General features: G+C 54.1%; 22 protein-coding genes and 1 pseudogene. 14 read left to right on the top strand and 9 right to left on the bottom strand.

The genetic code is table 11. The features are described from left to right. Positions 1-15: 15 nt before the first annotated feature. The 9 genes from rsxA to gstA all read left to right on the top strand — a co-directional run bounded on the left by rsxA (position 16) and on the right by gstA (position 9,044). Positions 16-597, top strand: a complete 582-nt coding sequence (rsxA, locus tag I6L53_RS11550; RefSeq protein ID WP_005121199.1) for an electron transport complex subunit RsxA — start codon at positions 16-18, stop codon at positions 595-597. Next, on the top strand, positions 597-1,175 hold the full coding sequence (gene rsxB, locus I6L53_RS11555; RefSeq protein ID WP_042319189.1) for an electron transport complex subunit RsxB: 579 nt from the start codon (positions 597-599) through the stop codon (positions 1,173-1,175). The genes rsxA and rsxB overlap by 1 nt, the downstream gene beginning before the upstream one ends. Next, positions 1,168-3,204, top strand: a complete 2,037-nt coding sequence (gene rsxC / locus I6L53_RS11560; RefSeq protein ID WP_042319190.1) for an electron transport complex subunit RsxC — start codon at positions 1,168-1,170, stop codon at positions 3,202-3,204. Before rsxB ends, rsxC begins: the two co-directional genes overlap by 8 nt. Then, entirely contained in the window at positions 3,205-4,263 is a 1,059-nt protein-coding gene (rsxD, locus tag I6L53_RS11565) for an electron transport complex subunit RsxD (protein WP_042319191.1), read from the top strand. 3 nt (positions 4,264-4,266) lie between these two features. Further along, positions 4,267-4,887, top strand: a complete 621-nt coding sequence (gene rsxG, locus I6L53_RS11570) for an electron transport complex subunit RsxG (RefSeq protein ID WP_042319192.1) — start codon at positions 4,267-4,269, stop codon at positions 4,885-4,887. A gap of 3 nt (positions 4,888-4,890) precedes the next feature. Then, on the top strand, positions 4,891-5,589 hold the full coding sequence (locus tag I6L53_RS11575; RefSeq protein WP_042319193.1) for an electron transport complex subunit E: 699 nt from the start codon (positions 4,891-4,893) through the stop codon (positions 5,587-5,589). Beyond that, positions 5,586-6,221 carry an endonuclease III gene (gene nth, locus I6L53_RS11580; RefSeq protein WP_042319194.1) on the top strand — a complete coding sequence of 212 codons (636 nt, stop codon included), beginning with the start codon at positions 5,586-5,588 and terminating at the stop codon, positions 6,219-6,221. The genes I6L53_RS11575 and nth overlap by 4 nt, the downstream gene beginning before the upstream one ends. A 606-nt stretch (positions 6,222-6,827) precedes the next feature. Next, a complete protein-coding gene (gene dtpA / locus I6L53_RS11585) occupies positions 6,828-8,333 on the top strand; it encodes a dipeptide/tripeptide permease DtpA (protein WP_042319196.1) in 1,506 nt (501 codons plus the stop codon). A 105-nt stretch (positions 8,334-8,438) separates the two neighbouring features. Continuing rightward, positions 8,439-9,044 (top strand): glutathione transferase GstA, encoded by a 606-nt coding sequence (gene gstA, locus I6L53_RS11590; protein WP_042319198.1) that lies wholly within the window; start codon positions 8,439-8,441, stop codon positions 9,042-9,044. 48 nt (positions 9,045-9,092) lie between these two features. On the opposite strand, the gene pdxY is transcribed toward gstA, so the two are convergent. The 5 genes from pdxY to anmK all read right to left on the bottom strand — a co-directional run bounded on the left by pdxY (position 9,093) and on the right by anmK (position 13,674). Then, the gene (pdxY, locus tag I6L53_RS11595; RefSeq protein ID WP_042319199.1) at positions 9,093-9,953 is read right to left on the bottom strand and encodes a pyridoxal kinase PdxY; all 861 of its coding nucleotides are present in this window, start codon (positions 9,951-9,953) and stop codon (positions 9,093-9,095) included. A gap of 66 nt (positions 9,954-10,019) precedes the next feature. Further along, positions 10,020-11,294, bottom strand: coding sequence for a tyrosine--tRNA ligase (tyrS, locus tag I6L53_RS11600; RefSeq protein ID WP_042319202.1), 1,275 nt, complete (start codon positions 11,292-11,294; stop codon positions 10,020-10,022). Positions 11,295-11,420: 126 nt separating this feature from the next. Next, positions 11,421-12,077 carry a pyridoxamine 5'-phosphate oxidase gene (gene pdxH, locus I6L53_RS11605; protein ID WP_042319203.1) on the bottom strand — a complete coding sequence of 219 codons (657 nt, stop codon included), beginning with the start codon at positions 12,075-12,077 and terminating at the stop codon, positions 11,421-11,423. A gap of 58 nt (positions 12,078-12,135) precedes the next feature. Continuing rightward, complete coding sequence (gene mliC, locus I6L53_RS11610; protein ID WP_042319205.1) at positions 12,136-12,459, bottom strand: C-type lysozyme inhibitor; 324 nt, start codon at positions 12,457-12,459, stop codon at positions 12,136-12,138. 93 nt (positions 12,460-12,552) lie between these two features. Further along, entirely contained in the window at positions 12,553-13,674 is a 1,122-nt protein-coding gene (anmK, locus tag I6L53_RS11615) for an anhydro-N-acetylmuramic acid kinase (RefSeq protein WP_042319206.1), read from the bottom strand. Positions 13,675-13,946: 272 nt separating this feature from the next. On the opposite strand from anmK, the gene slyB reads away from it, so the two are divergent. Beyond that, complete coding sequence (gene slyB, locus I6L53_RS11620; protein WP_042319207.1) at positions 13,947-14,414, top strand: outer membrane lipoprotein SlyB; 468 nt, start codon at positions 13,947-13,949, stop codon at positions 14,412-14,414. A gap of 44 nt (positions 14,415-14,458) precedes the next feature. Here slyB and slyA read toward each other — a convergent pair whose 3' ends face one another. Next, a complete protein-coding gene (gene slyA / locus I6L53_RS11625; protein WP_084196570.1) occupies positions 14,459-14,899 on the bottom strand; it encodes a transcriptional regulator SlyA in 441 nt (146 codons plus the stop codon). A gap of 222 nt (positions 14,900-15,121) precedes the next feature. On the opposite strand from slyA, the gene I6L53_RS11630 reads away from it, so the two are divergent. The 3 genes and pseudogenes from I6L53_RS11630 to I6L53_RS11640 all read left to right on the top strand — a co-directional run bounded on the left by I6L53_RS11630 (position 15,122) and on the right by I6L53_RS11640 (position 18,265). Next, complete coding sequence (locus I6L53_RS11630; RefSeq protein ID WP_042320050.1) at positions 15,122-15,331, top strand: DUF1656 domain-containing protein; 210 nt, start codon at positions 15,122-15,124, stop codon at positions 15,329-15,331. A 2-nt stretch (positions 15,332-15,333) separates the two neighbouring features. Next, positions 15,334-16,191, top strand: coding sequence for an efflux RND transporter periplasmic adaptor subunit (locus I6L53_RS11635; protein WP_042319208.1), 858 nt, complete (start codon positions 15,334-15,336; stop codon positions 16,189-16,191). Next, positions 16,192-18,265, top strand: a pseudogene (locus I6L53_RS11640) (FUSC family protein). It begins immediately after the preceding gene. Here the strand turns inward: I6L53_RS11640 and sodC are convergent. From sodC to I6L53_RS11655, 3 genes are all read right to left on the bottom strand, one after another. Further along, complete coding sequence (gene sodC / locus I6L53_RS11645; protein ID WP_042319212.1) at positions 18,208-18,729, bottom strand: superoxide dismutase [Cu-Zn] SodC; 522 nt, start codon at positions 18,727-18,729, stop codon at positions 18,208-18,210. The pseudogene I6L53_RS11640 and the gene sodC sit on opposite strands and share 58 nt — an antisense overlap. A gap of 78 nt (positions 18,730-18,807) precedes the next feature. Further along, entirely contained in the window at positions 18,808-19,704 is an 897-nt protein-coding gene (locus I6L53_RS11650; protein WP_042319213.1) for an aldo/keto reductase, read from the bottom strand. 49 nt (positions 19,705-19,753) lie between these two features. After that, entirely contained in the window at positions 19,754-19,993 is a 240-nt protein-coding gene (locus I6L53_RS11655; protein WP_042319216.1) for a DUF1289 domain-containing protein, read from the bottom strand. Between the two features lie 101 nt (positions 19,994-20,094). Between I6L53_RS11655 and I6L53_RS11660 the strand changes: the two genes are divergently transcribed. Then, positions 20,095-20,694 (top strand): TetR/AcrR family transcriptional regulator, encoded by a 600-nt coding sequence (locus tag I6L53_RS11660; protein WP_042319218.1) that lies wholly within the window; start codon positions 20,095-20,097, stop codon positions 20,692-20,694. Positions 20,695-20,715: the final 21 nt, after the last annotated feature.

Genomic DNA, 20,715 nt, shown 5'->3' on the forward strand with positions numbered 1-20,715 from the left:
ATTTCAGGCCGAAAAATGACTGATTACCTGCTGCTGTTTGTCGGAACTGTACTGGTCAATAACTTTGTACTGGTTAAGTTTCTGGGTCTTTGCCCCTTTATGGGGGTTTCCAAAAAGCTGGAAACCGCAATGGGGATGGGGCTTGCGACCACGTTTGTGATGACGCTGGCCTCAATCTGCGCCTGGCTGATTGACACCTGGATCCTGATCCCGCTCGATCTCATCTATCTGCGCACGCTGGCCTTTATTCTGGTTATTGCGGTCGTAGTGCAATTTACCGAAATGGTGGTGCGCAAAACGAGTCCGGCACTCTATCGCCTGCTGGGGATATTCCTGCCGCTAATCACCACCAACTGTGCGGTTCTCGGTGTAGCGCTATTGAATATCAATCTCGGCCACAACTTTTTGCAGTCGGCGCTGTACGGTTTTTCCGCCGCCGTCGGCTTCTCACTGGTGATGGTGCTGTTTGCGGCGATTCGCGAACGTCTCGCCGTTGCGGATGTCCCTGCTCCATTTCGCGGTAATGCCATTGCGCTGATTACCGCTGGGTTAATGTCTCTGGCCTTTATGGGCTTTAGTGGTTTGGTGAAGTTGTAATGAATGCTATCTGGATTGCCGTTGCCGCCGTGAGCCTGCTGGGTCTGGTGTTCGGCGCTATCCTGGGTTATGCCTCCCGTCGTTACGCGGTTGAGGATGATCCTGTTGTTGAAAAAATTGATGAAATTCTGCCGCAGAGCCAGTGTGGGCAATGCGGCTATCCTGGCTGTCGCCCCTACGCGGAAGCGATTGGCGGCCAGGGGGAAAAAATTAACCGCTGTGCGCCCGGTGGCGAAGCGGTGATGTTGAAAATTGCGGAACTGCTGAACGTGGATCCCCAGCCAATTGATGGCGATGAACAGGACGTTGCGCCGGTTCGTATGCTGGCGGTGATTGATGAAGCCAACTGTATTGGCTGTACCAAATGTATTCAGGCCTGTCCGGTCGATGCGATTATTGGCGCAACCCGCGCCATGCACACGGTGATGAGCGATCTGTGCACGGGCTGCAATCTGTGCGTTGACCCCTGCCCGACTCACTGTATAGAACTGCGTCCGGTCGCCGAAACGCCTGACAGCTGGAAGTGGGATTTGAACACGATCCCCGTGCGTATTATCCCCGTGGAACAACATGCTTAAGTTATTCTCTGCTTTCAGAAAAGATAAGATCTGGGATTTCAACGGCGGTATCCATCCGCCTGAAATGAAAACCCAGTCAAACGGCACGCCGCTGCGCCAGGTTCCCCTTGCGCAGCGCTTCGTTATTCCCCTCAAACAGCATATCGGTGCTCAAGGGGAACTGTGCGTTGCCGAAGGACAACACGTGTTGCGTGGACAGCCGCTCACCCGTGGCTGGGGAAAAATGCTTCCGGTTCACGCCCCCACCTCCGGGACGGTGGTGGCGATCGCACCTCACTCAACGGCGCACCCTTCAGCATTAGCCGAACTGAGCGTGATCATTGATGCCGACGGCGAAGACCGCTGGATTGAGCGCGAAGGCTGGCAGGATTACCGTTCGCGGAGTCGTGAAGCGTTGATCGCCCGCATTCACCAGTACGGCGTCGCCGGACTGGGCGGCGCTGGCTTTCCAACCGGCAATAAATTGCAGGGTGGCGGCGACAAAATCGAAACGCTGATCGTCAACGCCGCGGAATGTGAACCTTATATCACCGCCGACGATCGCTTAATGCAGGATTGTGCAGCGCAGATCGTCGAAGGTATCCGCATCCTGGCCCATATTCTGCAACCGCGTGAAATCCTCATCGGTATCGAAGATAACAAACCGCAGGCGATCTCAATGCTGCGCGCGGTGTTGGCCGGCGCGCAGGATATTGCGCTGCGCGTGATCCCAACAAAATATCCTTCGGGCGGCGCAAAGCAACTGACCCAAATCCTGACCGGAAAACAGGTTCCACACGGCGGACGTTCTTCCGATATCGGCGTACTGATGCAAAACGTCGGCACGGCGTATGCGGTAAAACGCGCGATCATTGACGGCGAACCCATTACCGAGCGCGTTGTCACTCTCACTGGTGAAGCGGTCAGTCGTCCAGGCAACGTCTGGGCGAGACTTGGTACGCCAGTGCGCCATCTGCTGAATGATGCTGGCTTCTGCCCCTCTGCCGATCAGATGGTGATTATGGGAGGCCCGCTAATGGGCTTCACCCTGCCGTGGCTCGATGTACCGGTGGTTAAGATCACCAACTGTTTGCTGGCGCCGTCAGCGACGGAGATGGGCGAACCGCAGGAAGAAAAAGGCTGCATTCGCTGTAGCGCCTGTGCCGACGCCTGCCCGGCCGATCTTCTGCCCCAACAGCTTTACTGGTTCAGCAAAGGGCAGCAGCACGACAAAGCCACGGCGCATAACATTTCCGACTGTATTGAGTGTGGCGCTTGCGCCTGGGTCTGCCCAAGTAATATTCCGTTAGTGCAATATTTTCGTCAGGAAAAAGCGGAGCTTTATGCAATAAGCCAGGAAGAAAAACGAGCGGCAGAAGCTAAAGCGCGTTTCGAAGCGCGTCAGGCTCGCCTGGAGCGTGAGAAAGCGGCGCGCCTGGAACGTCATAAGAAAGCGGCCGTGCAGCCTGTGGCAAAAGATCAGGATGCCATTGCCGCCGCCCTGGCTCGCGTCAAAGAGAAACAGGCTCAGGCAACACAGCCGATAACGATTAACACTGGCGAAAAGCCGGACAATAGCGCGGCGATCGCGGCTCGCGAGGCGCGTAAAGCGCTGGCACGAGCAAAACAGGCGGAGAACGCCACCGCTGACGACACCGATCCACGCAAAGCCGCCGTCGAAGCCGCTATCGCCCGCGCAAAGGCGCGCAAACTGGAACAGCAGGCCAGCAGCAAACCCGCCGTATCGGATAAACCGGTGGATCCACGCAAAGCCGCCGTCGAAGCCGCTATCGCACGCGCAAAGGCGCGCAAACTGGAACAGCAGGCCAGCAGCGAACCCGCCGCATCGGATAAACCGGTGGATCCGCGCAAAGCCGCCGTTGAAGCCGCTATCGCCCGGGCGAAGGCGCGCAAACAGGAACAGCAGGCCAGCAGCGAACCCACCGCATCGGATAAACCGGTGGATCCGCGCAAAGCCGCCGTCGCCGCTGCAATAGCGCGCGCGAAAGCCAAAAAAGACGCTCAGCAGCAGGTTGTTAACGAGGAATAAATGGTATTCAGAATCGCAAGCTCTCCCTATACGCATAATCAGCGTCAAACCTCGCGCATTATGCTGCTGGTTTTACTTGCCGCAGTGCCGGGAATTGCCGTGCAATGGTGGTTTTTCGGCTGGGGAACGCTGTTCCAGATCGTACTCGCCTGCGCAAGTGCGCTGCTGGCTGAAGCTGCCGTGCTCAGATTACGTAAACAATCGGTAGTCACGATTTTAAAGGACAACTCCGCGCTGCTGACTGGTCTGCTGCTCGCCGTCAGTATTCCCCCGCTCGCCCCCTGGTGGATGGTGATCCTCGGGACGGTATTCGCAGTGATCATCGCCAAGCAGCTGTATGGCGGTCTGGGACAAAATCCGTTCAACCCGGCAATGATTGGTTATGTGGTGCTGCTGATCTCCTTCCCGGTGCAGATGACCAGTTGGTTGCCGCCGCAGGGTATTGCCGCCACCACGCCAGGATTGCTCGATGCCCTGCAGATTATCTTTACCGGACATACTGCCAGCGGGAGCGACATGCATACGCTGCGCATGGGGATCGACGGGATTAGCCAGGCCACACCGCTGGACACCTTTAAAACCTCCCTGCACGCCGGTCATTCTGTAGCGCAGATCATGCAATTCCCCATTTACAGTGGCATCTTTGCCGGCGCCGGCTGGCAGTGGGTCAACCTGGCCTGGCTGGCTGGCGGTGTTTTTCTGCTGCAACAAAAAGCCATTCGCTGGCATATTCCGGTTAGCTTCCTGCTCTCATTAGCCGTCTGCGCGACGCTGGGTTGGCTATTTGCACCTGAAGCGCTCGCCTCGCCGCAAATTCACCTGCTCTCCGGAGCAACGATGCTGGGTGCATTCTTCATTCTGACTGACCCGGTGACGGCGTCGACGACCAATCGCGGTCGTCTGGTGTTTGGCGCGCTGGCGGGCCTGCTGGTATGGCTGATCCGCAGTTTCGGCGGCTATCCGGATGGCGTGGCCTTTGCCGTGCTGTTGGCCAATATCACGGTCCCGCTGATTGACTACTACACGCGTCCGCGCGTGTACGGGCACCGCAAAGGATAATCCATGCTGAAAACGATTCGTAAACATGGCATCACCCTGGCGCTGTTTGCGGCAGGGTCAACCGGACTGACCGCCGCCATCAACCTGATGACTAAATCCACCATTGATGAGCAGGCTGCGATTCAACAGAAGGCGCTGTTTGATCAGGTACTGCCTGCCGATCGCTATAATAACCGTTTGCAGGATCGCTGTTTCGTTGTCAGTTCACCCGCGCTGGGGAAAGGCGAACATCGCGTCTATATTGCTGAGCAGGATGGTACGCCCGTGGCGGCCGTGCTTGAGACAACGGCACCGGATGGCTATTCTGGTGCCATTCAATTGCTGGTTGGGGCTGATTTCAGCGGCACGGTTTTGGGTACCCGCGTAACGGAACATCATGAAACGCCAGGACTGGGCGACAAAATTGAACTACGACTGTCAGACTGGATAACCGGTTTCAGCGGTAAAAAGATTCAGGGTGACAACGACAGCCACTGGGCCGTGAAAAAAGATGGCGGGGATTTCGACCAGTTTACCGGGGCGACAATTACGCCACGTGCGGTGGTCAACGCCGTCAAACGTGCGGGGCTGTATGCCCAAACGCTGCCTGCGCAACTTCCTCAACTTCCGGCCTGCGGAGAGTAAGTGATGAGCGAAATTAAAGACGTCATCGTTCAGGGATTGTGGAAAAACAACTCGGCACTGGTGCAACTACTGGGGATGTGTCCGCTACTGGCAGTCACCTCGACCGCCACTAACGCTCTCGGCCTGGGGCTTGCCACTACGCTGGTGCTGACGCTGACCAACCTGACCATCTCTACGTTGCGCCGTTGGACGCCAGCCGAAATTCGTATTCCAATCTACGTGATGATCATCGCGTCGGTGGTGAGTGCGGTACAAATGCTGATCAACGCCTATGCCTTTGGCCTTTACCAGTCACTGGGGATCTTTATCCCGCTGATCGTGACCAACTGCATTGTGGTGGGACGCGCTGAAGCTTTTGCTGCCAAAAAGGGCCCGGCGCTGTCCGCGCTGGACGGTTTCTCCATTGGAATGGGGGCTACCGGCGCCATGTTTGTGCTGGGTTCCCTGCGCGAGATCATCGGCAACGGGACCCTGTTTGACGGGGCGGATGGACTCCTCGGCAATTGGGCGAAGGTGCTGCGTGTGGAAATTTTCCACACCGACTCTCCTTTCCTGCTGGCAATGTTGCCGCCAGGCGCATTTATTGGGCTGGGCCTTATGTTGGCGGTAAAATATCTCATTGATGAGAAAATGAAAAAACGCCGCGCCAGTGCGACAGTCACGACAGAATTACCCTCTGGCGAACCAGGGAATGCCTCATGAATAAAGCAAAGCGGTTAGAAATATTAACCCGATTACGCGCGAACAATCCGCATCCGACAACCGAGCTGAATTTCAACTCTCCCTTTGAACTGTTGATCGCCGTGCTGCTGTCGGCGCAGGCGACAGATGTCAGCGTGAACAAGGCCACGGCGAAACTCTATCCGGTTGCTAATACTCCTGCCGCTATGCTGGAACTCGGCGTTGAGGGGGTTAAGACCTACATCAAAACGATTGGTCTGTTTAACAGCAAAGCCGAGAACGTGATTAAGACCTGCCGCATCCTGCTTGAGCAACACCATGGCGAGGTGCCTGAAGATCGTGCGGCGCTTGAAGCGCTGCCGGGCGTGGGCCGTAAGACGGCGAACGTGGTACTGAATACCGCCTTCGGCTGGCCAACCATCGCCGTCGACACGCATATCTTTCGCGTCTGTAATCGTACCCAGTTTGCTCCCGGCAAGAACGTTGAGCAGGTGGAAGAAAAATTACTGAAAGTGGTCCCCGCAGAATTTAAAGTCGACTGCCATCATTGGCTTATCCTGCACGGGCGTTACACCTGCATTGCCCGTAAACCGCGTTGTGGCTCCTGTATCATCGAAGATCTCTGCGAATTCAAAGAGAAGGTAGATATTTGATCGACGGGGCGGATAAATTGCCCCGACATCACTTTTTGTTATCCTCTGTTTCTTGCTCTTCAATCCGTCAATGATTCCACTTTCTCCTGCCAGGACAAATGAATAATCCTGGCTATAAGCACTTATTCAGGTAAATCCTTTTTTTAATAACGAAAATTTCTATCCAATTGTGATCCCGATCATAGTGATAACGCTATGTAAATTTTTCTGTTAATTTTAGTTAATCTGACAATCAGATGACGATGAGTCAGTTTTTATACACAAAACATTACACTGGCTATTTTTTAGATGCTGGCCTTTATCACTGCATTAAGCGACATATAGTAGAACATATCGCCATACAGGCCGTTTCCCGGAAACCTGACAGCGTAATAAACTGCCATTACTCAATTAATAAAATTTAACGCTAGATAACATTTATCCACCCCGTGTAATCCACCACGCGAGATATATGTAACAGATTATTACAAAAGACTTGTCTGAAAGTGCAAGATAGTGAACATTACTCGCCGTTTCCCCTCCCACTATAACAATTTCACGGCTACCCAAGAGGTATCACGTGACAGAACACCCCCGTTAATATGGGATGTAAAAAAAGAGGTTAAAGTGTCTACTGCAAACAAGAAACCAACGGAAAGCGTCAGTCTTAACGCTTTCAAACAGCCGAAGGCGTTCTATCTCATTTTCTCGATTGAGCTCTGGGAACGTTTCGGTTATTACGGCTTACAAGGAATCATGGCCGTTTACCTGGTTAAACAACTGGGTATGTCAGAAGCGGATTCAATCACTCTTTTCTCATCCTTTAGCGCCCTGGTTTACGGTCTGGTCGCCATTGGTGGCTGGTTAGGCGATAAAGTTCTCGGGACCAAGCGCGTCATAATGCTTGGTGCGGTGGTACTGGCTATTGGTTATGCCCTGGTGGCATGGTCCGGACACGACGCTGGTGTCGTTTATATGGGGATGGCCGCCATTGCCGTCGGTAATGGTCTGTTTAAGGCTAACCCGTCCTCTCTGCTCTCAACCTGCTACGCAAAAGATGACCCGCGTCTTGATGGTGCATTTACGATGTACTACATGTCCGTCAATATCGGTTCCTTCTTCTCTATGCTGGCAACACCGTGGCTGGCTGCGCATTACGGCTGGAGCACCGCGTTCGCGTTGAGCGTTGTCGGTATGCTGATAACCGTAGTGAACTTTGCGTTCTGCCAGCGTTGGGTGAAAAACTACGGTTCTAAACCTGACTTCGAACCGATCAACTTCCGCAACCTGCTGCTGACCATTGTCGGCGTTATCGCGCTGATCGCGATCGCGACCTGGCTGCTGCATAACCAGCAAATCGCCCGTATGGTTCTGGGTGTAATTGCGCTCGGTATCGTGATTATCTTCGGTAAAGAAGCCTTCTCTATGCAGGGTGCGGCCCGCCGTAAAATGATTGTGGCGTTCATTCTGATGCTGGAAGCGATCATTTTCTTCGTACTGTACAGCCAGATGCCGACGTCGCTGAACTTCTTCGCTATCCGTAACGTTGAGCACTCCATCCTCGGTATCGCATTTGAACCAGAACAGTATCAGGCGCTGAATCCGTTCTGGATCATCATTGGTAGCCCTATCCTCGCGGCTATCTATAACAAGATGGGTGACACTCTGCCGATGCCAACCAAGTTTGCCATTGGTATGGTGCTGTGTTCTGGCGCGTTCCTGATCCTGCCGCTGGGTGCCAAATTCGCATCCGATGCGGGCATCGTTTCCGTTAACTGGCTGATCATTTGCTACGGCCTGCAAAGTATCGGTGAGCTGATGATTTCCGGTCTGGGTCTGGCCATGGTGGCACAGCTGGTTCCACAACGTCTGATGGGCTTCATCATGGGTAGCTGGTTCCTGACTACCGCTGGTGCCAACATCATTGGCGGTTATGTCGCCAGCATGATGGCAGTTCCTGAAAACGTGACTGACCCGCTGATGTCTCTGGAAGTGTATGGTCGCGTGTTCCTGCAGATTGGCGTGGCGACCGCAGTGATCGCTGTTCTGATGCTGCTGACGGCACCGAAACTGAATCGTATGACTCAGGACGACGAACCTCGCGAGAACGCGTCTAAAACCGCTGCCGCGTAAATTTCTGGGAAACGCATAATGAAGCTGCTAACTTTGCGTTAGCGGCTTTTTTTTTGCCTGAACCCGAACCAGGAAACGTTAAACCTCAGTTGAAAGGAGTTATCGATGAAACTGTTCTACAAGCCAGGCGCCTGCTCTCTTGCTTCTCATATTACCCTACGTGAGAGCGGGAAAGACTTCACGCTGGATGGTGTGGATTTGATGAAAAAGCGTCTGGAAAATGGCGATGATTTTTTCGCGGTCAACCCGAAAGGACAGGTCCCCGCCCTGCTGCTTGATGACGGCACGCTGCTGACCGAAGGCGTGGCGATTATGCAGTACCTCGCCGATAGCGTCCCTGACCGCCAGTTGTTGGCGCCCGTGAGCAGCATTTCGCGCTATAAGACGCTTGAGTGGCTTAACTACATTGCCACTGAGCTGCATAAAGGCTTTACGCCGCTGTTTCGTCCTGATACCCCTGAAGAGTACAAACCGACCGTTCGCGCGCTGCTGGAGAAGAAAATGCAGTACGTGGATGGTTCCCTCAAAGAGGGACAGTGGATATGCGGCTCACGTTTCACTATCGCAGATGCCTACCTTTTCACCGTGCTGCGTTGGGCGTATGGGGTAAAACTCAATATGGATGGGTTAACGCATATCGCGGCGTATATGAAGCGAATGGCTGAGCGTCCGGGCGTTGCGGCGGCGCTGAAAGCTGAAGGGTTACAGTAAACGGATTGTGCCGGATGGTGGCAGTAGAGACCTCATCCGGCATGTAAGTCAGAGTTGTGTGGCGCTAAAGTAATGTTCTGGTTGGGCAATCCTGTCCTGTGCGGCAACCACCTGGAGCTCATATTCCTGCATCGCTTTGGTGGCAATCATAATTTCATACACCGCAGCAGTGACATGCTCCAGCGCCTGCTGGTTTGTCGCGCCCTGAAGCAACTTCACTAACAGCAACCCACTGGTCACATCGCCAACGCCGACAGGCTGGCGTGCGCCAAAATCCACCAGCGGACGGCTGATATGCCAGGCATCATCGACCGTGACCAATAGCATTTCAAAACGATCCTGACTGTAACCCGCGCGCGCCAGATGTTTTACCAGCACAATCTCCGGTCCCTGCGCGATGAGCTCACGGGCAGCGACAACGGCTTCGTCCACGCTGTTCACCGCATGCTCACAGAGGATTTCCAGCTCGATCAAATTCGGTGCGATGATATCGCTGGCAGGCAGCGCGTGACGAACATGAAATTCGGCGACGCCGGGAGCGACAATACACCCCTTTTCCGGATGTCCCATCACGGGATCACAGAAATATTTCGCCGCCGGGTTGACCGCTTTCACCTGACGCACGATCCCCAGAATATGCTCGCCCTGCTCAGCAGAACCCAGGTAACCACTCAGCACCGCATCGCAGCGCTTCAGCTGATCGATATCGGCAATACCCTGCACGATCTCGGTCAGATGTGATGGCGGCATGACACAGCCTGTCCATTTTCCGTATTGTGTGTGATTAGAGAATTGAACCGTATTGAGGGGCCAGACATTGGCACCGAGGCGGCGCATCGGGAATTCCGCGGCGCTATTGCCAGCATGCCCAAAAACAACGTGGGACTGGATGGCGAGAATGTTCTTCATTTTTTGCTTACCACAACCCTGAAAAAATAAAGGGGCGTGGTCTCCCACGCCCCTGCTGACTTTCGATTACTTCCAGCATACCAGACAGTAATTCTTTTTACCGCGACGCAACAGCGTGTAGCGGCCATACAAGCGATCGCCTTCGACGAAGGTGTATTCCGGATCGGACTGCTTCTCACCGTTAATGGTAATCGCGTTTGACGCAATGGTCTTACGCGCCTGACCACGAGACGGCTGCAGTTCAGAATCCACCAGCGCCTGCATCAGGTCCGCGCCTTTTTCCATCTCAACCATCGGCACACCATCCTGCGCCAACTGTTCGAAGTCCGCTTCGCTCAAATCGCTCAGCGTACCGTTGAACAGGCTCTCAGTGATGCGTTTCGCCGCGATAAGACCTTCTTCGCCGTGCACCAGACGGGTGACCTGCTCGGCCAGAACATACTGGGCACGCGGCGCCTTACCGCTGTTCTTGTCTTCTTCTTCCAGCGCATTGATCTCTTCAATGTCCATGAAAGTGAAGAACTTCAGGAAACGATACACGTCGGCGTCCGCCGTGTTGATCCAGAACTGGTAGAATTTGTACGGGCTGGTTTTCTTCGGATCCAGCCATACTGCGCCGCCTTCGGTTTTCCCGAACTTGGTGCCATCGGCTTTGGTGATCAGCGGTACGGTCAGACCGAAGACCTGATTCTGATGCAGACGACGCGTCAGGTCTATCCCGGAGGTAATGTTACCCCACTGATCGGAGCCCCCGATTTGCAGCGCCACGCCATGCAGTTTATTCAGGCAGGCAAAGTCATAACCCTGTAACAGGTTGTAAGAGAACTCGGTGAAGGAGATCCCCTGATCGTCACGGTTCAGACGCTGCTTCACCGCTTCTTTGTTGATCATCTGGTTTACAGAGAAATGCTTACCGATATCGCGCAGGAAGGTCAGCACGTTCATGTTGCCGAACCAGTCATAGTTGTTCGCCGCGATAGCGGAGTTTTCGCCGCAGTCGAAATCCAGGAACGGAGCAACCTGTTTGCGGATTTTGTCTACCCACTCCTGAACGGTGTCTTCGGTGTTCAGTTTACGCTCGGCAGCTTTAAAGCTCGGGTCGCCAATCAGACCGGTCGCGCCGCCGACCAGCGCCACAGGTTTGTGACCTGCCTGCTGGAAGCGTTTCAGGCATAACAATGGAACCAGATGCCCCAAATGCAAGCTGTCAGCGGTAGGGTCGAAGCCGCAATAGAGCGCGATCGGGCCTTGCGCCAGTCGCTCTGCTAACGCTTCCTCGTCCGTCACCTGGGCGACCAGCCCCCGCTCTTGCAATTGTTTAATCAAGTTACTGCTTGCCATCAAAATCTCCATGTATAAAACGACTGCACCTTTGCCGGTACACGACTTTTCGCCAGACGCGAAAGCTCTATAGAATAAAGCGCTGGCGCAGACAGCGCTAGCGCTTAAAACAACAATTTTCCGGGTTTATGGCGCGAGACGGTCAATTTTCCATGCGTTATTTTCACGCTGGTATAAAAAGCGGTCATGCAGTCGGTGTTCACCTCCCTGCCAGAACTCCATCTGCTCAATGCTGACGCGGAACCCGCCCCAGAAACTGGGCAGTGGCACTTCACCCTGCTGGAATTTCTGTTTCAGTTCGAGGAATTTACTTTCGAGGATCCCGCGCGCGGAAATGCGGCTGGACTGCTTCGAGACCCAGGCGCCGATCTGGCTGTCACGCGGACGACTGTGGAAGTACTTCACCACTTCCAGCGTCGATAAGCGCTCGGCTTTGCCCGTCACCATCACCTGACGTTCCAGCATATGCCAGGGAAACAGCAGGCTAATCCGCGGATTTTTTTCAATTTGATGCGCTTTACGGCTGCCGAGGTTGGTATAGAACACCAGACCCTTTTCATCGTAGTGTTTCAACAACACAATACGTTGATAAGGTTGGCCATTCTCGTCAACGGTCGCCACGACCATGGCGGTGGGATCCGCCAGTCTGGCATCACATGCCTGAGCCAGCCAGCGTTCGAAAAGGATTAATGGTTCAGCGGGAAGATCTCGGCGGCGCAAACCGCCTTTGGTATATTCACGGCGCAGATGCGCGATTTGCTGCAATTCGTCGTTATCAGACATGGTGTTCGCTACGGATTGTCAGTGGGTGGCGCTATTGTGCGCCGCCCTGCTGGAAATCTCAACGCTTCGGATTTTGTAACTGGCAGTTATTCAGTACGATACGATCGCGTTTGTAGACGGTCGCGCCGTCACCTTTCGACCAGAACACATAAATCCCGTCGGTATAACGCGCGCCTGACGCCGAGATCCCCTGTTTCAGATTGAGCAGTTTGTTGTCATAAACAAAGTTCACCTCCTGACGGGTATTGTTCAATTTCACCGTCAGCGGTTTTTCATCACACTGGTATTCCAGCGTGTCCGTTTGCAGACGTTCAACAAACTGGTTGTAGGCGCTGCAACCGGACAGCATAAGCGGGAAACAAATGAGTAGCAGTTTTTTCATAGCCGTATCCTGAAGACTTTCCTGGTCCGGGAGGGTGAATTCACCCTCCTTAATCTCCACAGTGTAACGGCAGAAGACGAAAGAAAAATTCAGTTAACTCTGAGTTCGTGGGTTGGCGGGGAAAACAGCCCCCAGCACACTCGCTTCACGGGCACCGGTGACCGATGGCAGATTGCCCGGAAGACCGGCAAGCGTACGCCACGCCAGCCACGCAAACGCCAGCGCTTCCATATCATCGCCGCTGATCCCGGCCTCATCGGTCGTGGTCACTTCAGTTCCCGGCAGCAGTCCCGCCAGGCGCGTCATCAGCAACGGGTTACGACTACCGCCGCCACAGACCATCAGACGCTCACATCCTCCGCTCAGCAGCACCTGTTCAGAGATGGTGACCGCCGTCAGTTCCGTCAACGTCGCCTGAACATCCCGCGGGCTAATCCCCGGGAACGCCGCTACCTGGCGTTCTATCCAGCCATAGTTGAAGTATTCCCGTCCGGTACTTTTCGGTGCCGGTAGCGAAAACCAGGGATCGCTGAGCATGTTTTGCAGCAGCGGAATAATCACCGTCCCACCGCAGGCCCATTGCGCATCTTTATCATAGGGTTTACCGCACTGCCGCCAGATCCATGCATCCATCAACATATTGCCCGGCCCGGTGTCGTATCCACGAACGGGTTGTCCCGGAATCAACATCGACAGATTAGCGATACCGCCAATGTTGAGCACCATTCTTCGCTCTGTCGGATGTGCGAGCAGTGCCTGATGAAATGCGGGCACCAGTGGCGCGCCCTGCCCGCCCAGCGCGATATCCCGGCGGCGGAAGTCACCGACTACCGTGATACCGGTACGCGCCACAATCTGATTGTTATCGCCGATCTGTAACGTATGCGGTGCAGCGCCACCGGGTTCATGCCACACGGTTTGCCCGTGACAGCCGATGGCGACAATGTCCTGCGGACGCAGTTTTTCCTGCGCCAGCAGCGCGTTTACCGCCTCTGCGAACAGCGAACCTAACCGGACATCAAGCTGTCCAAACTGAGAGAGCGTCAGGGATTGTCCCTGACAGATATCGAGAATCGCCTGTTTAAGGGAAACGGGCATCGGCCAGGTGAGACTCCCCTGTTGAGCCACCATCGTGTCATCAATCGTCGCCAGTACCACATCGACACCATCAAGACTGGTGCCAGACATCACGCCAATATAACGGCCCGATTTCATACATGTTCCTTTTTTAAGCATCACGTTGCGTCAACACTCCATCACAAACGCGTAGTCAATGCTACGCTTCATTCAGGTTTTTCCTCAAAACGCTTGAACAATGCGAATTAAATAAATTCGCTGAATAGTTCGTTTAAAGTTGGTTAACCTGGCTGTTATTATGATTTCTGCATCGTTAAGACAGAACATGTGACCTTAAACGCACAAATGCCATATAATTTGACCATGAGGGATGCTTGGGTAGCGTTTCATGGTGAACAGGAGATTTTTAGATGATTAAACGTGTGCTGATCGTTTCACTGGCAGGGTTGTCTCTGGTGGGTTGTGCCAATACGGATAGCCTTTCAGGCGATGTCTACACCGCTTCCGAGGCGAAGCAGGTGCAGAATGTCACCTACGGTACGATTGTGAACGTCCGTCCGGTAAAAATTCAGGCCGGCGATAACGACAACGTGATCGGTGCCATTGGTGGTGCCGTGCTCGGTGGCTTCCTGGGTAACACGGTAGGTGGCGGAACCGGGCGTTCCCTGGCAACGGCGGCAGGCGCAGTCGCTGGTGGTGTCGCCGGACAAGGCGTACAGGGTGCGATGAACAAAACGCAGGGCGTTGAACTGGAAATCCGTAAGGATGACGGCAGCACCATCATGGTTGTTCAGAAACAAGGGGACACGCGTTTCTCTGCAGGACAGCGCGTCGTGCTGGCCAGCAACGGTCGTCAGGTTACCGTCTCTCCGCGCTAAGTGAATTAACGTGTGGTCAGGACCTGACCACACGCTTTATGCCATTAATCGTGCGACTGGAGTTCAATAATATTGTGTTCAAGTCGGGCGATCAGTTTGATCAGCAGGTCAATTTCCTGCGCAGAAATCCCTTCCAGAATTTCACCACGCGTTTTATTGATAACCGCTTCCATATCGGCAATCAGCGGCTCTGCCTTTTCCGTTAGCTTTATGCGTTTAGCACGGCGATCGCTGACACAGGTTTGACGCGAAATAAGCCCTTTCTCTTCGAGCTGATCCAGCGTACGTACCAGTGACGGCTGTTCAATGCCAATCGCTTTTGCCAGTTGTATCTGTGATTGATCCGGTGGCAATTGATGAATATTATGCAGCGTTACCCAGTGTGTCTGCGTCAATTCCAGAGGCTTAAGACGGTGGTCTATCAAAGCACGCCAAATGCGCACCAACCGTGCCAGATCAGAACCTAATGGCGATTCCAATTTCATCTCCTTATAATTAGCTTGCTAAGATATTATACTGATTTTAGAATAGTGTGCAGCAATTGTATTGCTAAAACAAATGTATTGCTGCAATTGGTTACCACCAGACATATTTTTCAGATATTACGCGAATAATGCGCGCGTCTTTCAGGTTTTTGCTAAACCTGTATACACGTAGCCTGACGTAAAGGACTATTGCTTGTGACCTCCGCACTCAATACTACAGGGATGCCCTTACAAGACCTGGTGATTGGCGCATCTGTTTACTTCCCGCCGCTGTTCAAGGCCTTTGCGCTGGGCTTTCTCCTCTGGCTCTTCATCCATCGCTTACTGCGCGAACGCATCTACTCTGGCGAAATCTGGCACCCGTTATTAATGGATCTGTCGATTTTTGCTCTCTGCGTCTGTTCGGGTCTTTTTCTATTGGTTGCGTGGTAATTATGACGTTGAAAACAGTGAAGTATTTCTCCACAATCGTGATTGCTGCCCTCGCCATACTTGCGGGATGGTTCATGTGGAATTATTACATGCAATCCCCCTGGACGCGTGACGGAAAGGTGCGTGCGGAGCAGGTCAGCATTACGCCCCAGGTGTCTGGTACGATTGTCGAACTCCTGGTAAAGGATAACCAGTTTGTTAACGTCGGCGATCTGCTTTTTCGCATCGATAAAACCCCTTTTCACATCGCCGAACTCAACGCGCAGGCCCAGCTGGCTAAGGCACAATCAGAACTGGCGAAGGCTAACAATGAAGCAAACCGACGCCGTCATTTGTCGCAGAATGTTATTTCCGCAGAAGAGTTAGACACCGCCAATCTGAACGTCAAAGCGATGCAGGCAAGCGTGGACGTGGCTCAGGCAACGCTTAAACAAGCGCAGTGGCAACTGGCGCAGACGGATGTCAGAGCCCCAGTCTCCGGTTGGATAACCAATTTATCGACGCGGACCGGCAATTTTGCTACCACCGGACTACCGCTGTTTGCTCTGGTAGATAGCAACTCCTTTTATGTAATGGGATATTTTGAAGAAACAAAATTGCGGCATATCCGCGAGGGCGCGCCGGCTCAAATTACCCTTTATAGCGGCAACATAAAGTTACAGGGTCACGTATCCAGCATTGGTCGCGCGATTTACGATCAAAGCGTGGAGAGCGATTCCGGGTTAGTGCCGGATATCAAACCCAACGTGCCGTGGGTACGTCTGGCGCAGCGCGTTCCGGTACGTATCGAATTTGATCAACTCCCTCGTGACGTGACGCTGGTTTCCGGCACGACCTGTAGCGTGGCGATCGGAAAGTAAATGAGGCGTCTGCATCTGAACCTGGGCAATACCCCCTGGTTGAAAGCGACTGCCGGACAGTGGCGCTATGCATTGCGTAATACCCTCGCGATGTGTCTGGCACTGACGTTTGCCTATTATCTCAATCTGGACGAACCCTATTGGGCCATGACCTCTGCCGCAGTGGTGAGCTTTCCCACCGTCGGTGGCGTGATCAGTAAGAGCCTCGGGCGTATTGCCGGGAGTCTGCTCGGCGCGACCGCCGCGTTGATTCTCGCCGGGCATACTCTCAACGAGCCATGGCTATTTCTGCTGAGCATGTCCGCCTGGATTGGCTTTTGTACCTGGGCCTGCGCGCAGTTTACCAATAACGTGGCCTATGCCTTCCAGTTAGCGGGATACACGGCCGCAATTATTGCCTTCCCGATGGTGAACATTGTCGAAATCACCGAACTCTGGGATATCGCTCAGGCGCGCGTCTGCGAAGTGATTGTCGGGATCCTTTGCGGCGGCACGATGATGATGATCCTGCCCAGCACCTCCGACGGCACCGCTCTGCTGACCGCACTGAAGAATATGCATGCGCGCTTACTGGAACATGCCAGTCTGCTATGGCAACCCGACATTACCGACGCCATTCGCTCCGCGCACGAAGGGGTCATCGGGCAAATTTTGACGATGAATTTACTGCGCATTCAGGCGTTCTGGAGCCATTACCGCTTCCGTCGACAGAACACGTTGCTTAATGCCCTTTTGCATAATCAGTTACGTCTCACCAGCGTCATCGCAAGTCTGCGCCGGATGTTGCTGAACTGGCCCAATCCACCGCCCCATACGCGGACGATCGTTGACCAACTTCTGACGGCGCTGACCCGCTCACAAACCGACAGTTATGCCGTTGCGCGAATCATTGCGCCACTCGCGCCTACTGACGCAAGCGACTATCGTCACGTCGCCTTCTGGCAGCGGTTACGCTACTTCTGCCGTCTCTATCTGCGCACCAGTCATCAATTACGCTTAATCGAAAATGGTGGGCCGCTGAGCACGGCCAATCTACCTCATGCGCCAGCGCTGGCACGGCATACCGACCACGCTGAAGCCCTCTGGAGCGGACTGCGCACGTTTGTCACGCTGATGGTCATTGGTGCCTGGAGTATTGCTTCGCAGTGGGAGTCGGGCTCGGCAGCGCTGACGTTGGCGGCCATCAGCAGCGTGCTCTACTCCGTCGTCGCGACACCGTTTAAATCACTTTCACTACTGATGCGCACGCTGGTGTTGCTATCGCTGTTCAGCTTCGTGGTGAAGTTTGGGCTGATGGTGCAGATTAGCGACCTCTGGCAGTTCCTGCTGTTTCTGTTCCCCTTGCTGACGACGATGCAATTACTGAAGTTACAGATGCCCAAACTGGCAGGACTCTGGGGACAACTGATTGTTTTTATGGGATCGTTTATCGCTGTAACTAACCCACCGGTCTATGATTTTGCCGATTTTCTTAATGACAACACGGCGAAAATTGTCGGCGTGGCGCTATCATGGCTGGCCTTCGCGATTTTGCGGCCCGGTTCCGATAAGCGTAAAAGTCGCCGGCATATTCGGGCGCTGCGCCGGAGCTTTATCGATCAGTTAAGTCGTTATCCGACCTACAGTGAAAACGAGTACGAATCGCTGACCTATCACCATATTAGCCAGTTAAGCAACAGTCAGGATGCGCTGGCGCGGCGCTGGTTACTACGCTGGGGCGTGGTGTTACTCAACTGCTCGCACGTCGTCTGGCAACTTCGTGCCTGGGGCGCGCTTTCCGACCCGCTGTCACAGGTCAGGGACATCTGCATTGCCTTACTGCATGATGTGATGAGTGAACGTGGCGTTCAACAGCGATCGCTTGCCGCGACGCTAACTGAACTCCTGCGGATTTGCCAGACGCTGTCGCGCCATCATCAACCCGCCGCGCAAGAACTGGCGGCGATTGTCTGGCGGCTGCATTGTTCACTTTCTCAGCTGGAACAAGCGCCGCCAGAAGGAACGCTTACCTCCTGATTACTTGATCACTCCACAGGCGAAACGAGCCCCACCGCCGCCCAGGGGTTTGGGCTGATCGGACATATTATCGCCGCCAACGTGGATCATCAGCGCTTTGTCTTTGATGTCGTCGAGAGATTTCAGACGCGTTGCGGTGACGGGAATAATGGCTTTACCTTCGTTATTCACCACCAGCACGGGCAGATCGCCCAGGTGCCCTTCACCGTCCGGCCCGGCATGCTTACCGGTTTTATGCGGGTCAAAATGCCCGCCTGCGGACTCGGCGGCAGACGCTTTGCCGTCTTTAATGGCAGGCTGACAACTGCCGTTGGCATGGATATGAAAACCATGTTCTCCCGGCGGCAGCGCTTTCAGATCTGGCGTAAACTCCAGCCCTTTCTCTGTTTGCGTGATGGTCACCTCCCCGATGGATTGCCCGACACCTTGCGAGGTAACCAGATTCATCTCCACTATCTTACTGGCGGCTTGCGCGCCGGTACAGGCTAACAGGGTTAACACGGCCAGACTCAATCGCTTCATAGGACCTCCGTTCTGTATGCATGTCGGTTAAGTGTAAACCAGTGACACCATTTTGAACGGAGATCCGCGATTTTACCCTTACGGTACGTCGTAACCCAGCGCGGCTTTACGGATACGGAACCACTGCTGACGGCTCATGTTCAGCGACTCCGCTTCCACCGCCGCGCGCACACGTTCGATTTTACCGGAACCAATGATCGGCAGCGGCTGCGACGGCAGACGCAGGATCCAGGCGTAAACCACCTGCTCAATGGAAGAGGCGTTCAGTTCCTGGGCAATAACCGCCAGCTCGTTACGCAGCGGCAGGAACGCATCGTCATTGAACAGGCGCCCGCCGCCGAGACAGGACCAGGCCATCGGGCGAATACGCAGTTGCTGAAGCTGATCGAGCGTGCCGTCTAACAGCAGCGGTTGGTGAACCGGAGAGATTTCCACCTGGTTGGTCGCCAGCGTGAACGGAAGGCGTGATTGCAGCAGCGTAAACTGCGCGGGCGTGAAGTTGGAGACGCCGAAGTGGCGCACTTTTCCGCTCTGATGCAGGTGTTTGAAGGCTTCGGCGACCTCATCGGCATCCATTAGCGGGTCCGGACGGTGGATCAGCAGCAGATCCAGATGGTCGGTTGCCAGATTGGTCAACGACTGTTCCGCACTTTTCACAATATGATCGCGGTCGGTGATGTAGTGACCGAGCGCGTTTTCCGCTCGGGCCGTGGTGGCAATCCCGCATTTGGTGACAATCTGCATGCGCTCACGCAGATGAGGAGCCAGTTTCAGCGCTTCACCAAAGGCAGCCTCGCACAGATAGCCACCATAAATATCCGCATGGTCCACGGTCGTGACACCTAAATCCAGGTGCTCTTCAATAAAGCTCACCAGCTCCCGTGGGGACATATTCCAGTCCATCAGTCGCCAGTATCCCATGACAAAGCGGGAGAATTCCGGGCCTTGTGGCGCAAGAGTAATACGCTGAACCATAACTGCTTCCTCGTGAAGTAAATTACTGCGAGTATATACAATTAGTGGTTTAAAAGAGTGAAGGCTGTTGAGGTTCTTCCGGCGCGGCGGGTTTATTTGCACGTAATTTACGCAGCAGACGCTGGCGGCATAGCCGCAGCACGTCTTGTTTTTGCGCGTCGCTCATGTTTTGCCAGTTGAACCGCTCATCTCTGCTGCGCTGACATCCCCGGCAAAAACCGCGCTCATCTGACTGGCAAATTCCCCGACACGGGCTCTGCACGGGAAAAAACTCTAACTGCTCTGCCACGCCCTTTCCTCTTCATTAGGTCTTCACTCTATTGAAGACGTAAACATGCTTTCTGGCAACCTGACTTGCATTAGACCGACTGGTCTATTACACTCCCTGCCATGAACAAACAAACTGAATACGATACCCGCGAACACTTACTGGTTACCGGTGAGCATCTTTGCATGCAGCGAGGCTTTACCGGTATGGGGCTAAGCGAGTTGCTCAAAACCGCCGGTGTGCCAAAAGGATCGTTTTATCACTACTTTCGTTCCAAAGAAGCCTTTGGCGTCGCGATGCTGGAACGGCATTTTGCCGGCTATCATCAGCGGCTGGCAGCGCACTTTGACACGGGGCCGGGCAATTATCGCGATCGCATTCTGGCTTATTATCAGGAAACGCTGAACCAGTTTTGCCAGCAAGGGATCATCAGCGGCTGTCTGACGGTTAAACTTTCCGCCGAAGTGTGCGATCTGTCGGAAGATATGCGCACCGCGATGGACCAGGGAGCCGGAAAAATTATGGCGATCCTGGCGCAGGCGCTGGAAAAAGGTCGTGACCGTCATTGTTTGACGTTTGTAGGTGAACCACTACAGCAGGCGCAAATCCTTTATGCGCTGTGGCTGGGGGCGAATCTGCAAGCCAAAATTTCGCGCTGTGCCACTCCGCTGGAAAATGCGCTGGCACATGTGAAAAGCATCATTGCGACGCCTGGTACTTAACAGGCGTTTTATTTAATCTCT

The organism is Citrobacter farmeri (assembly GCF_019048065.1).
Taxonomy (GTDB): Bacteria; Pseudomonadota; Gammaproteobacteria; order Enterobacterales; family Enterobacteriaceae; genus Citrobacter_A; species Citrobacter_A farmeri.

Bases quoted from the DNA above. Each gene is read 5' to 3' on its own strand.
- I6L53_RS11660 (WP_042319218.1), top strand. From the start codon at position 20,095: ATGAACAAACAAACTGAATACGATACCCGCGAACACTTACTGGTTACC.
- pdxY (WP_042319199.1), bottom strand. From the start codon at position 9,953: ATGAAGAACATTCTCGCCATCCAGTCCCACGTTGTTTTTGGGCATGCT.
- I6L53_RS11635 (WP_042319208.1), top strand. From the start codon at position 15,334: ATGACGTTGAAAACAGTGAAGTATTTCTCCACAATCGTGATTGCTGCC.
- I6L53_RS11630 (WP_042320050.1), top strand. From the start codon at position 15,122: ATGCCCTTACAAGACCTGGTGATTGGCGCATCTGTTTACTTCCCGCCG.
- sodC (WP_042319212.1), bottom strand. From the start codon at position 18,729: ATGAAGCGATTGAGTCTGGCCGTGTTAACCCTGTTAGCCTGTACCGGC.
- rsxG (WP_042319192.1), top strand. From the start codon at position 4,267: ATGCTGAAAACGATTCGTAAACATGGCATCACCCTGGCGCTGTTTGCG.
- anmK (WP_042319206.1), bottom strand. From the start codon at position 13,674: ATGAAATCGGGCCGTTATATTGGCGTGATGTCTGGCACCAGTCTTGAT.
- nth (WP_042319194.1), top strand. From the start codon at position 5,586: ATGAATAAAGCAAAGCGGTTAGAAATATTAACCCGATTACGCGCGAAC.
- rsxA (WP_005121199.1), top strand. From the start codon at position 16: ATGACTGATTACCTGCTGCTGTTTGTCGGAACTGTACTGGTCAATAAC.
- rsxC (WP_042319190.1), top strand. From the start codon at position 1,168: ATGCTTAAGTTATTCTCTGCTTTCAGAAAAGATAAGATCTGGGATTTC.
- gstA (WP_042319198.1), top strand. From the start codon at position 8,439: ATGAAACTGTTCTACAAGCCAGGCGCCTGCTCTCTTGCTTCTCATATT.
- rsxB (WP_042319189.1), top strand. From the start codon at position 597: ATGAATGCTATCTGGATTGCCGTTGCCGCCGTGAGCCTGCTGGGTCTG.
- slyB (WP_042319207.1), top strand. From the start codon at position 13,947: ATGATTAAACGTGTGCTGATCGTTTCACTGGCAGGGTTGTCTCTGGTG.
- mliC (WP_042319205.1), bottom strand. From the start codon at position 12,459: ATGAAAAAACTGCTACTCATTTGTTTCCCGCTTATGCTGTCCGGTTGC.
- tyrS (WP_042319202.1), bottom strand. From the start codon at position 11,294: ATGGCAAGCAGTAACTTGATTAAACAATTGCAAGAGCGGGGGCTGGTC.
- rsxD (WP_042319191.1), top strand. From the start codon at position 3,205: ATGGTATTCAGAATCGCAAGCTCTCCCTATACGCATAATCAGCGTCAA.
- pdxH (WP_042319203.1), bottom strand. From the start codon at position 12,077: ATGTCTGATAACGACGAATTGCAGCAAATCGCGCATCTGCGCCGTGAA.
- I6L53_RS11575 (WP_042319193.1), top strand. From the start codon at position 4,891: ATGAGCGAAATTAAAGACGTCATCGTTCAGGGATTGTGGAAAAACAAC.
- slyA (WP_084196570.1), bottom strand. From the start codon at position 14,899: ATGAAATTGGAATCGCCATTAGGTTCTGATCTGGCACGGTTGGTGCGC.
- I6L53_RS11650 (WP_042319213.1), bottom strand. From the start codon at position 19,704: ATGGTTCAGCGTATTACTCTTGCGCCACAAGGCCCGGAATTCTCCCGC.